The 12,552-nt window shown below is 63.7% G+C and carries 10 protein-coding genes; 7 read left to right on the forward strand and 3 right to left on the reverse strand.

From position 1 onward, the window contains the following. The first annotated feature begins 94 nt into the window (after positions 1-94). The gene (ptsP, locus tag E4T66_RS19230; RefSeq protein WP_136851342.1) at positions 95-1,837 is read left to right on the forward strand and encodes a phosphoenolpyruvate--protein phosphotransferase; all 1,743 of its coding nucleotides are present in this window, start codon (positions 95-97) and stop codon (positions 1,835-1,837) included. Positions 1,838-1,933: 96 nt separating this feature from the next. After that, positions 1,934-3,283 (forward strand): magnesium transporter, encoded by a 1,350-nt coding sequence (gene mgtE, locus E4T66_RS19235; protein WP_136851344.1) that lies wholly within the window; start codon positions 1,934-1,936, stop codon positions 3,281-3,283. 17 nt (positions 3,284-3,300) lie between these two features. Here the strand turns inward: mgtE and pmbA are convergent, their stop codons facing one another. From pmbA to E4T66_RS19250, 3 genes are all read right to left on the reverse strand, one after another. Next, a complete protein-coding gene (gene pmbA, locus E4T66_RS19240; RefSeq protein WP_136851346.1) occupies positions 3,301-4,647 on the reverse strand; it encodes a metalloprotease PmbA in 1,347 nt (448 codons plus the stop codon). 61 nt (positions 4,648-4,708) lie between these two features. After that, positions 4,709-5,389 carry an N-acetylmuramate alpha-1-phosphate uridylyltransferase MurU gene (gene murU, locus E4T66_RS19245; protein ID WP_136851348.1) on the reverse strand — a complete coding sequence of 227 codons (681 nt, stop codon included), beginning with the start codon at positions 5,387-5,389 and terminating at the stop codon, positions 4,709-4,711. Continuing rightward, a complete protein-coding gene (locus E4T66_RS19250; protein WP_136851350.1) occupies positions 5,386-6,417 on the reverse strand; it encodes an aminoglycoside phosphotransferase family protein in 1,032 nt (343 codons plus the stop codon). Before E4T66_RS19250 ends, murU begins: the two co-directional genes overlap by 4 nt. A 139-nt stretch (positions 6,418-6,556) precedes the next feature. Between E4T66_RS19250 and E4T66_RS19255 the strand changes: the two genes are divergently transcribed. From E4T66_RS19255 to E4T66_RS19275, 5 genes are all read left to right on the forward strand, one after another. After that, entirely contained in the window at positions 6,557-8,722 is a 2,166-nt protein-coding gene (locus E4T66_RS19255; RefSeq protein WP_136851352.1) for an LPS-assembly protein LptD, read from the forward strand. 99 nt (positions 8,723-8,821) lie between these two features. Continuing rightward, on the forward strand, positions 8,822-10,156 hold the full coding sequence (locus tag E4T66_RS19260) for a peptidylprolyl isomerase (RefSeq protein ID WP_136851354.1): 1,335 nt from the start codon (positions 8,822-8,824) through the stop codon (positions 10,154-10,156). Between the two features lie 61 nt (positions 10,157-10,217). Next, positions 10,218-11,252 carry a 4-hydroxythreonine-4-phosphate dehydrogenase PdxA gene (gene pdxA, locus E4T66_RS19265; RefSeq protein WP_136851356.1) on the forward strand — a complete coding sequence of 345 codons (1,035 nt, stop codon included), beginning with the start codon at positions 10,218-10,220 and terminating at the stop codon, positions 11,250-11,252. Further along, the gene (rsmA, locus tag E4T66_RS19270; protein WP_136851358.1) at positions 11,242-12,039 is read left to right on the forward strand and encodes a 16S rRNA (adenine(1518)-N(6)/adenine(1519)-N(6))-dimethyltransferase RsmA; all 798 of its coding nucleotides are present in this window, start codon (positions 11,242-11,244) and stop codon (positions 12,037-12,039) included. The genes pdxA and rsmA overlap by 11 nt, the downstream gene beginning before the upstream one ends. 54 nt (positions 12,040-12,093) lie before the next feature. Then, complete coding sequence (locus E4T66_RS19275; protein WP_169577726.1) at positions 12,094-12,525, forward strand: universal stress protein; 432 nt, start codon at positions 12,094-12,096, stop codon at positions 12,523-12,525. Positions 12,526-12,552: the final 27 nt, after the last annotated feature.

A 12,552-nucleotide genomic window follows, 5' to 3' on the forward strand; every position in this document is an offset into this window, starting at 1 on the left:
CTGCCAGCTGCCAGCGTCCCGTAACAGCGCCTGCTGTCGCGTCTTCTGGAATCTGGAAACATCCGACTCGAAACTGCGCCACCGGAGTGTGCGCATGAGCTTGTGGCTTTCGGGCATTGGTGTATCGCGTGGAATTGCCATCGCACGCGTGCAGAAAATGCACGGCGGTGAACTCGATATTCCCGAGTACGCGCTGGCAGCCAATGACGTCGATGGCGAAGTCGTGCGCTTCTACGGCGCACACAAGCGTGCGCAGGAGCAGTTGCGCGAGGTCCGCGCGCGGATTCCGGAAAACACGCCCAGCGATATCGCCGCATTCATCGACACGCATATCCTGATGATGGATGACCGCTCCATCACCGATACGACGGTCGGGCACATCCGCAACGAACGCATCAACGCCGAGGCGGCGCTGCGCCGCACCCGCGACGCGCTGATTGCGGTTTTCGAGCAGATGGATGATCCCTATCTGCGCACCCGGCGCGACGATGTCGAACACGTCTGCAGCCGCATCCTGCGCATTCTGCTGAAATCGGAAAAGCAGCTGCCGACGCGCAGTGAACACGCCGAACCCTTCATGATCGTCGCCGACGACGTGACCCCGGCCGACATCATTCTGCTGTCGCAGCAGCAGGTCGCCGCCTTTGTCACCGAGTACGGCGGACCGCTTTCGCATACCGCGATTCTGGCGCGCAGTCTCGGTATTCCGGCCGTGGTCGGTCTGCGTGATGCACGCCGGCTGATCCGCGAGAACGAATTGCTGATCATCGACGGCGAAGCCGGCCACGTGCTGGCCGATCCGGACGAGCTGGCGCTGCAGTTCTATCGCGACAAGCAGGCAGCACAGCAGCGCCATCGCGCCGACCTGGTCAAGCTAAAGGGCCGCGACGCGATCTCGCGCGATGGCGTGCACATTCATCTGCTCGCCAATATCGAGATGCCGGAAGACGCCAAGGTCGCTGAGGAAAACGGCGCCGAGGGCGTCGGTCTGTATCGAACCGAATTTCTGTACATGAACCGGCGCGAGCTGCCGACCGAGGACGAGCAGTACGAGGCCTACTCGCGCATCGTCGCCGCGGTCAAAGGTCCGATCACGATCCGCACGTTGGATCTGGGCGCCGACAAGCAGGTCGACAGCGGGCGCTCGCACGGTCCCCTGCCAACCAATCCGGCGCTGGGACTGCGTGCGATTCGCTTGTGCCTGAAGGAGCCCGAACTGTTCCGGGTTCAGGTCCGCGCGCTGCTGCGCGCTTCTGCGCACGGCAAGATCCAGATCATGCTGCCGATGATCTCGAACCTGCAGGAATTCCGTCAGGCGCGCACACTGATTGACAGTGCACGCGATGAGCTGCTTGCCGAAGGGATTGCCTGCGACAAACATGTGCCGATCGGCGCGATGATTGAGGTTCCAGCAGCGGCCATTGCCGCACCGATTCTCGCTCGGCATGCGCGCTTCTTTTCGATCGGCACCAACGACCTGATCCAGTACACCCTGGCGATCGACCGTGTCGACGACGAGGTCAACTACCTGTACGACCCACTGCATCCGGCCGTGCTGCAGCTGATCCGCCATACCATCGATTCAGGCCGCAAAGCCGGCATCCCGGTCGCCATGTGCGGCGAAATGGCCGGCGACCCACGCTTCACGCGACTGCTGCTGGGCCTGGGCCTGACCGATTTTTCGATGCATCCGGCCAGCGTGCTGGAGGTCAAGCAGATCGTGGTCGAGTCCGACATCGGGCGCCTGCGCAGCGCCGTTGCCGAGTTGCTCGAATGCGAGGAACCACAACAGATGCGCGACCGCATCGCAGAGCTGGACCGACTGCACACACACTGAGCCAACGCGCTCAGCAGACCCGGCAAACGCCGTATCGCAGTCAGCGCAGCGAAAGCTCGCGATGCTATTCTCGTCCGGTTCCAGACCGTCCATGGCATGAGCGAACGCAATCATTCAGATGCGGCACTTAAACGTCTGCGCGAAACCCTCGCGGACGGCAAGATGCTGCCGGTCAAGCGGACGCTGCACGCGCTGAATCCCGCCGAGATTGCCAACCTGCTGGTATCGCTACCGCCGCATGAGCGCAATCTGGTCTGGGAAATGGTCAGCCCGGAGGACGACGGCGAGGTGCTGCTGCACGTCCCCGACGAGGTGCGTACCGCACTGATTCGGCAGATGGACACGGCCGAACTGATCAAGGCCGCCGAAGAACTCGAGATCGACGATCTCGCCGACTTTCTCGAGCATTTGCCCGAGACGGTCACACAGCAGGTACTCAAGGCGCTGGACGCGGACGATCGCGCGCGCCTGGAACAAGTGCTGGCCTACGAGCCCGACACCGCCGGCGGCCTGATGAACACCGACACGGTGACCGTCCGCCCGGATGTGTCGCTGGATGTGGTGCAACGGTACCTGCGTCTGCGCGGCGAACTGCCGGCGCATACCGATGCCTTGTACGTGGTCGACCGCTACGGCGCCTACCTGGGCGCGCTGTCGCTGGACAAGATCCTGACACGCGCGCCCGATGAGATCGTCGCCAACGCTATGGAGCGTGAACCGCCTGCGGTCGCGGACACGGACACCGAACGTCAGATTGCCCGCCGCTTTGAGAGTGCGGATCTGGTGGCCGCGCCGGTCGTCAACGCCAAAGGCATCCTGGTCGGACGCATCACCATCGATGACGTCGTCGACGTGATCCGCGCCGAAGCCGAACACAACATGATGTCGATGGCCGGCCTGCACGAGGACGAGGATCTGTTCGCGCCGGTACGCGGCGCCGCGCGACGCCGTGCGGTATGGCTGGGCATCAACCTGCTGACCGCGTTCGCCGCCGCCTGGGTGGTCGGCTATTTCGAAGCGACGATCGCACAGGTTGTTGCTCTGGCCGTGCTGATGCCGGTGGTCGCCAGCATGGGTGGCATCGGCGGCAGCCAGACCCTGACGCTGATGATTCGCAGCCTCGCGATGGGTCAGGTCGATGCCGCCAACATGCGCTTTCTGCTGCGCAAGGAGCTGGCGGTCGCAGCCATCAACGGCCTGCTATGGGCGCTGGTGGTCGCACTGATCGCCGGCCTGTGGTTCCGCAGTGGGCTGCTGGCACTGGTGATTGCATTGGCGCTGGTGATCAATCAGGTCATTGCCGCCGCCGCTGGCGTCTTCATTCCGCTGCTGCTCAAACGCATCGGCATCGACCCTGCCCTCGCCGGTTCGGTGGTCCTGACCACCGTCACCGACGTGATCGGTTTCTTTGCGCTGCTGGGACTGGGAAGCCTGATCCTGACTTGAGCGGCGCGTCGCCGGCTTCAGTGCCCCGCCAGCGTCATCTGCTCGATCAGCACCGATCCGGTCCGCACATTCGAAAAGGGTTCGATATCGTTGCCGATCGCGACGATGCCGCGATACATGTCAGCCAGGTTGGCCGCGATCGTGATTTCCTCGACGGGATGCACGATTTCACCGTTCTCGACCCAGAAACCGGCAGCACCGCGCGAATAGTCGCCGGTGATCAGATTGACGCCATGGCCCAGCAACTCGCTGACGATCAGTCCGCGGTGCATGCGGCGCACCAGCGCCTCGAAATCGTCGGTTCCCGGCGTCACCAGCAGATTGAACACGCCGCCGGCGTTGCCGGTGGTCTGCAGGCCGAGCTTGCGCGCGGAGTAGCTGCCCAGGAGCCAGCCTTTGAGCACTCCGGCATCGACCAGCGTGCGCTCGCGCGTGGCCACGCCCTCGCTGTCGAATGCAGCACTGCCGGCGCCGATCGGGATCAGCGGACGCTGTTCCAGAGTCACGCAGTCGGCACAAACCGGCTGGTCCAGCTTGTCCAGCAGAAAGCTGGCCTTGCGATACAGCGCACTGCCGGAAATTGCCTGCAGCAAATGCCCCCAGAATCCTCGTGCCAGCTCGGCCGGAAACAGCACCGGCGCCTGACAGGTTGCCATCCGCTGCGCACCCAGGCGTGCCAGCGCGCGGCGTCCGGCCTTGGCTCCCAGCGCATCCGCAGCCATCAAATCCTGCGGGCGGCGCGTGCTGCTGTACCAGTAGTCACGCTGCATGCCGTTGGCATCACTGGCGATGACGGCGCAGCTGAGACTGTGATGCGTGCCCTGACGATAGCCAACAAATCCATTGCTGTTGGCGTAGATCGAGGTGCCACGGTGGGTGTTGACGGACGCCCCCTCACTGCCGGTGATGCGCGGATCCACCGCCAGTGCGGCGGCCTCGCATTCGATGGCCAGATCAACGGCCTGATCGGCATTGATCGTCCAAGGGTGGTCCAGATCCAGGTCCGGAAATGGGCCGCGCGCAAGCAATGACGGATCAGCCAGTCCGTTGTACGGATCCTCGCCGGTAAAGCGCGCAATCGCCATCGCGGCGTCAATCGCAGAGCGGATGCCGGCATCGCTGAGATCACCCGTGGTGGCGTTGCCTTTGCGCCGACCGACATAAACGGTCACCCCCAGATCACGGTCCTGCTGGAATTCAAGGCTTTCGACCTCGCCCTTGCGCACACTGACGGTCAGCCCGCGGCTGGCCGATATGCTGGCCTCGGCTTCGGTGGCGCCGGCAACGCGAGCGGCGTCAAGCGCCAGGGCGACGCGGGTCTGGAGTTCGGATTCGCTGGGCAGGGCGACGGCGGAGTCGTTCATGTCGGATCGTTGGCGGAGGAGCGCGCAGGTTAGCATCCTGCGCGGCAGCGCCCGCTTCGAATTATGCGTTCAACGCCGCCAAACGCTGCGGTGTACCCACGTCCGACCACGCTCCGCTGTGCAGCTCACCGCTTACCGCCCCCGCCGCAGCGGCGCAGCGCAGCAATGGCGCCAGTCCGAAGGCCCCCGCCTGGGCAGTTGCAAACAAGGTCGGCGTCAGCACCGACAATCCACTGAAGGTGTGTCGTGATGTCGCGGCATCGGCCGGCTCGACGACACGGCCATTCGACAGCACAAAGTCGCCCTGCGGGTGATGCTCCGGATTCGGCACCAGCACCAGATGCGCCTGATCGCTGGCCGACATTGTCTGTGCCCGCTCCACCAAGCGCCGCAGCGGGAAGTCGGTCCTAACATCACCGTTGATGACGATGAACGGCGCATCGCCGAGCAAGGCCAGCGCGTGATGAATGCCGCCGCCGGTCTCCAGCGCCGGCCAGCCCTCGTCGGAGTAGGCGATCGTCACGCCATAGTCCCGACCATCCCCGAGCGCTTCGCGAATCTGCGCACCCAGCCAACCCAGATTGATCACCACCTCACGCACACCCGCCGAGGCCAGTTGCTGCAAGTGGCGCACGATCAGACTTTGCCCGCCGACCTGCAGCAACGGCTTGGGGGTGTGGTCGGTCAGCGGCCGCATGCGCTCACCACGGCCGGCGGCGAGTATGAAAGCCTTCGGCGTCATGAGCTCGCGCGCAGGTCGAGTTCGTCGAACAGCTGCAGCAGCGGCGCCATGGCCGGATAGTCCGCAGCCACCGAGCGCACATAGGCAATGAATCGCGGCACATCAGCCAGGTAGTGCGGCTTGCCGTCGCGATAGTTGATGCGCGCAAAGATGCCGATCACTTTCAGATGTCGCTGCAGCCCCATCCAGTCTGCGGCGCGGCGGAATTCGGCGTAATCGGCGTCGACCGGCAGTCCACGCTCGCGCGCCAGCGCCCAATACCGTCGCATCCAGGCATCGACCCGGTCCGCCGGCCATGACCAGAATGCGTCACGCACCAACGAAACGACGTCATAGCTGATCGGGCCTTCGACCGCATCCTGAAAATCGAGAATTCCAGGCCCCGATGCTGACACCATCAGATTGCGCGGCATGTAGTCGCGGTGCACGAAAACAGGGGCCTGGGCCAGCGCCGAGTCGATCAGAAGCTGCTGTATGCCGCGCAGCGCGGCTTTCTGCGGCGGCGTCAGCGTGCGCTGCAGATGTCGGGCAACGTACCAATCCTCGAACAGGTCCAGCTCCCGCTGCAGCAGCGCAGCGTCGTAGGGTGGCAGCACCCCGGGGCGACTGGACTGCTGCCACTCCAGCAGCGCATCAATCGCGGCCAGCATCAGCGTCTCGGCGGCTTCCGGCGTCGTTCCATCAGCCCTGATCACGTCCAGAAAGGTCTGCTTTCCGAGATCGCTCAGCAGCAAGTAGCCACGTGCACTGTCCTGAGCCAGTACGCGCGGCGCATTCAACCCAGCCTGATGCATCAGCTCGGCAACCCGCACGAAAGGTGCAGTATCTTCCTGCTGCGGCGGCGCATCCATCAGGATCCAGCTGGCATCACCGTCACTCAGGCGAAAATAGCGCCGAAAGCTGGCATCGGCAGAAGCTGGGCGGAACGCCACCTCGGCATCGCCGCCAATCTTTGCCAGAGCCCAGTCGCGGCCCTCGACAGCGCGCGCATCCAGCGCGGAAATGACATCAGTCTGAGTCGGTTTCATGCAATGAATCGGGTCAGTGGTCGCAGCGGCGGCAGCTTAGTGCTTCGGGGCGCCAGACGCACGCGCTGGCCATTCGAAGATTGCGTCGAGGCGCGGCCTGCACCGATACTTGCCGGCTACCGCCATCGTCCCCCGCCCGATGTCAGCCGTGCGCAGGTCCTTGCCGTTTGCACTCAGCATCTGTCTGCTCGCCGCGCCCAAGGCGCATGGCGACACGGGCGTGTGTGCACAGCTGACCGACACCCTGCCAGCACTGGAGTTGAGCTCCGATCCGCAACTTGAGCTGACCGCGGACTCCGTCGACGCCTCCGCGGACGGCCTGTCGCGGCTGCTAGGATCAGTCCGCCTGCGCCAGGGTGACAAGGAATTGACCGCCGATCAGCTCGACTTCGACGAAATCGAACGCGTCGTTCAGATTCACGCGGAGTCGTTGTTCCGCAACCGCGAGCTGACGATCCGTTCCAGTAGCGCGGAGTTCGATCTGGACGACGAAACCGGCCTGTTCAGTGGCACCGAGTTCGTGCTGCCGCAGCGTGCGGCCCGCGGCGACTCTAGGGAAATTCGCCTGTCACGCGCAGGCACAGCAGAACTGGATGGCGTGCGCTACACGACCTGCGCGCCGGGCTCCAACGCGTGGTACCTGGAGGCCGGCACCATTCATCTCGATCACGAAGAGGGCCTGGGCACTGCACGCAATGCGCGCTTACGCCTGATGGGTGTGCCGATTTTCTACGCCCCCTGGTTCCAGTTTCCGATCGATGATCGCCGCCGCACCGGACTGCTGTTTCCGACTATCGGCCGCTCCGATCGCACCGGCTGGGACTACCGCCAACCGGTGTACCTGAATCTGGCACCCAACTATGACGCCACGCTGACCCCGCGCTACATGAGTGATCGTGGCTTGCAGCTCAACGGCGAAGGTCGTTATCTGATGCCGCGCGCCGAAGGCTCCATGGGCTACGAGTACCTGGAAAGCGACAATCAGAACGGTGAAACCCGAGCCTACGGCTACTTCAATCACCGGGGTCTGATCAGCCGCAGGCTGGGTGCCGATATCCGCTTCGCCGAAGCCAGCGATCGCAGGTATTTTGAGGATTTCGGCGGCAATATCGATCTCAGCGCGATCACCCACCTGGAGCGCAGTGCACGCTTCACCTACGCTGCACCGGCCGCCTACACGGTGCAGATGCTGTTCCAGGACTATCAGACCATCGCCAGTAATCTGGCCACGACGGACGATCCGTACCAACGCCTGCCGCAGGTGCGCTTCGACGCGATCACGCGCAATGCCCTGTGGGACACGCGAGCAGGCGTCGAGGGCGAGTACGTCAACTTTGCGCGTGACAATTCGACCGAAGGTCAACGTGTCGACTTGCATCCGTTCCTGCGCATGGAAAAGGACTGGCTGGCATGGTTCATCAAAAGCCAGATCGACTTCCGTTACACCGCCTACCAGCTCGCCAACGAATCAGCGCTGCAATCGCAGAATCCCGATCGCGCGCTGTACAGCTATAGCGCGGAATACGGCCTGCGCTTTGAACGCATTACGGACGGCGGTGCGGTCCAGACACTGGAGCCGCACGTGTTCTACCTGTACACCCCCTACGCGAACCAGGACGATCTGCCGATCTTCGACAGCGGCGAACCCGATTTCGACTACACCCAGCTGTTCGCACGCAACCGCTTTTCTGGTGCTGACCGCATTTCTGATGCCAACCACATGGCCATTGCCGTCACCGGCAGACATCTGGACTCGCAGACCGGAGCGGAGCTCGTCAGCGGCAGCATTGGGCAGCTGTTCCGGTTTACAGCACCCCGGGTGCAGCTGCCGGACGACAGCAGCCCACAGCAGGGCGCAACCGATTTCATCGGCAGCCTGGACTACCATCTGTCCGAGACGCTGAGCGTGGGGCTGGATACGCAGTGGTCGCCGGAAAACGCGGAATTCAGCCGCAGCAGCGTCGCCATGCGCTATCACTCCGACCTGCGCACGCTGCAGCTGGCCTACCGCTATCGTGCAGGTCTGCTCGAACAGACCGATGTCCTGCTGGCAACCCCGCTGTACAACGGCGTCAGCATGCTTGGCCGCTGGCGCTATTCGCTGTCGGATCGCCAGTCGCTGGATACAGTCGCCGGACTCCAGTACGAAACCTGCTGCTGGGGCGTCCAGGCGGCCTATCGGCGCTATGTCAGCAACACCGCAGGCGATTTCAATTCCGGCGTCTATCTGCAACTGGAGCTCAAGGGCCTGGCCCGCGTCGGCACCGGCCTGCAGAACCTTCTGCCGCATAGTGCTGTCGAATGAACCCCAAGCCCTGGACCCAGCAGGATCCACCCACTCCCGGCAACCTCGCCCAATAGGCGATAATGCCGGCTTCAACGCATTCTCGAGACTCGCGCCCCTATGAAGCTGCTGTCCCTCCGACCCCTGCTCGCTGCCGCCCTGGCTGCGCTCGCACTCAGCTTCAGCGCCGTTGCGGGTGCCGCCGCCCAGCCGCTGGATCGCATCATCGTCGTCGTCAACGACGGTGTCATCCTGCAAAGCGAGCTGGATCGCGCGCTGGATGATGCGCGATTGCAGATCCGCAATCGTGGGATTGCCGCGCCGCCGGAAGACGCGTTGCGTGCCCAGGTTCTGGAACGCCTGATCCTGAACACCGTGCAAACCCAGCGCGCGATGCAGGCCGGCATCCGCGTGGACGACCGTGAGCTCAACGAGGTGATGACCAACCTCGCCAAACAGAACGGCATGAACCTGTCCGAGTTCGCCGATGCCATTCGTGGCGACGGCCTCGACTACCTCGCCGTGCGCGAACAGATTCGCGACGAGGTCATGATCCAGCGTCTGCGTACCCGAGAAGTCGAGAGTCGCGTCACCGTCACCGACCAGGATGTCGACAATCTGCTGAGCACCCAGGGCGCCAATGCAGACATCGAATATCACCTGTCGCACATTCTGGTGTCCCTGCCTGACGGTGCCAGCGCCGAGGCCCGGGAGCAGGCGCGCAAGAAGGCTGACACGCTGCTGCAGCGTCTGAAGTCGGGCGAAGACTTCGCCGAAGTCGCCATTTCGCATTCTGACGGCCAACAGGCGTTGCAGGGCGGTGATCTCGGCTGGCGGCGCAGCGCCGACCTGCCGCAGCTGTTTTCTCAGACCGCAGCCAAGCTCACCGCCGGACAGCTCAGCGACATTCTGGAAACTTCCGGCGGCTACCACATCATCAAGCTCGATGAAGTGCGCGGTGGCGAAGAGCGCAAGACTGTGACGGAAACCCATGCACGCCACATTCTGATCACCACCAACGCCGTCCGCACCGACGAACAGGCCCGCGTGCTTGCGCGCGAAATCTACGACCGCCTTGCGGGTGGCGATGATTTTGCGGCGCTGGCAAAGCAGTATTCCGACGATCCAGGCTCGAAGAACAGCGGCGGCGACCTGGGCTTCCAGCCACCAGGCGTGTTCGCGCCGGAATTCCAGGTCCGCATCGATCAGCTGAAGCCGGGCGAACTGTCGCCTCCGTTTCGTACGCAGTTCGGCTGGCATGTCGCGGGGGTAATCGACCGCCGCACCCGTGACACCACCGACGAAACCCGCCGCGCTCGTGCGCGTGCCGCGATCGGAAATCGCAAAGCAGCCGAGGAATATGACATCTGGCTGCGCCGCCTGCGCAACGAAGCCTATGTCGAATACCGTCTGCCGACCGACGCGTCCGCTGCAGAAGCGTCCAAGGACGGCTGAGCGGAGCATTCTGTGAGCGCGGCGCATCGAGTCGTCGCGTCCCACAGTCGGACGCTGCCGAATGCCGCCTGAACCTCACGTCACTGCACGCGTCCTGGTCACGCCAGGAGAGCCCGCCGGCGTCGGCCCCGATCTGGTCTGCGCGTTGGCCATGAAAGACTGGCCCGCGCAGCTGATCGCGGTAGCCGATCCCGAGCTGATGCGCGAACGTGCGCGTCAGCTCGGCCTGCCGCTGGAAGTCGTTGCCGTCGACGATGCGCTCGAGCGACAGCCCCATCGCGCGGGTCAACTTCCAGTACTCCCGGTGGTCCTGAAACGGCCTGCAACACCGGGGCATCTTGATCCTGGCAACGCTGGCTACGTGCTGGAAACCCTGAGACAGGCCTGCGATCGCTGTCTGGATCAGCGTGCCGATGCCCTGGTCACCGGTCCGGTGCAGAAAAGCGTCATCAACGACGCCGGCGTCGATCCATCCGGCCATTTCTCCGGTCACACCGAATTTCTGGCGCAACGCTGCGGCAACGTGCAGCCGGTGATGATGCTGGTCGCCGGAGATCTGCGGGTTGCGCTGGTGACCACGCACCTGCCGCTTCGCGCCGTGGCCGATGCAATCAACGCCGAAGTGCTCGACTACTGTCTGCGCACGCTCGATCACTCACTACGCGCACGGTTCGGCATCACGCAACCGCGCATCCTGGTGTGTGGACTCAACCCGCATGCCGGCGAAGGCGGGCACCTGGGACGCGAAGAAATCGACATCATCATTCCGGTCCTCGACCGTCTGCGCAGCGAGGGCCTGCAACTCGAAGGCCCACTCCCGGCAGACACGCTGTTCGTGCCCTCACGTCTGCGCCAGGCTGATGCCGTGCTGGCGATGTATCACGACCAAGGCCTGCCGGTGCTCAAACACGCAGGATTCGGGTCCGCCGTGAACGTCACCCTGGGCTTGCCCATCATCCGCACCTCGGTCGATCACGGCACGGCACTGGATCTGGCCGGCACCGGTCGCGCCGACAGCGGCAGCCTGTGTGCCGCATTGGAACTGGCGATGAATCTTGCGGCCAAACGCAGCGACCGGACGGCATATGAAATCTGATATCCATGTCGAGGGGCACACCGCCAAGAAGCGCTTCGGCCAGAATTTTCTGCATGATCCCGATGTGATCGAACGCATCATTCGTGCGATTGCACCGAAGCCAGGGCAGACGCTGGTCGAGATCGGCCCCGGGATGGGCGCACTGACCGTCCCTCTACTGGCCCGCTGCGGGCAGCTGGATGTCGTCGAGATCGATCGCGACGTGATCCCGCATCTGCGTGCAATCTGTGGCGATCATCCGGGCCTGCGCATCACCCAGGCCGACGCACTCAAACTGGACTATCGCCGCTTCGTCGTCGACGGCGCGCCGCTGCGACTTGTCGGTAACCTGCCGTACAACATCTCAACACCGCTGCTGTTTCACCTGCTGAATCAAGCCGATGTAATCCGCGACATGCACTTCATGCTGCAGAAAGAGGTGGTTGATCGCATGTGTGCTACGCCGGAAGACGACGCCTACGGGCGCCTCAGCGTGGCCCTCGCCGCACGCTGCGAAGTGGCCCACTTGATTGATGTCGGCCCCGGCGCATTCAAGCCAGCGCCCAAGGTTCACTCTGCAGTCGTCAGGCTCACGCCGCGCCCACCGGCGTTCGAAGTGCGCGACTGGGGCAGCTTCGATCGACTCGTCGCGCAGGCGTTTTCGCAGCGGCGCAAGACACTGTCCAACTCGCTCAAAGGCACCGCAACCCCGGAAGACTTTGCAGCCGCAGGCATCGATCCGAAGCTGCGCGCCGAAAAACTGTACGCCGCGGACTTTGCGCGCCTGGCCAATCAGATCAGCCGTTGACGTCAACGCTGCGCCATGGATACTGCAGCTGTATTCACGCTGCGGAGCCCCTCGATGTCAGCCTATCAACACCTGCTTGCGGCGATCTCGCTGGACGAACTCGGTGAACGCGTGCTGCTGCGCGCCGGCGATCTGGCGCGACAGTTCGGAGCGCGCTTGTCCGTGATCCACATCGTCGAATATATCCCGCTGGAAACCGGCGAAGCCCTGATGGCGGCGCCTCCCGATCTGGCTACACAGCTACAGTCGCAGGCCCAGTCGCGGCTGATGGATTTGTGCGAGCGCTGCAATCTTGCCGTCGATCAGCAACGCATCGTCAGTGGCGGCGTCGCCGCCGAAGTCCATCGCGCCGCCGCCGATCTCCAGATCGATCTGATCGTTGTGGGTCATCACCCACGTCACGGTCTGGCGGCACTGTTCAGTCACACCGAGGAAGACATCGTCCAGCGCGCGCGTTGTGACGTCCTGGCAGTTCACTTGTCCTGATGGGCTGCGCGGCACCTCGTCCACCTT

The sequence above is a fragment of the Sinimarinibacterium arenosum genome, assembly GCF_005047655.1.
In the GTDB taxonomy this organism is placed as follows: domain Bacteria; phylum Pseudomonadota; class Gammaproteobacteria; order Nevskiales; family Nevskiaceae; genus Solimonas.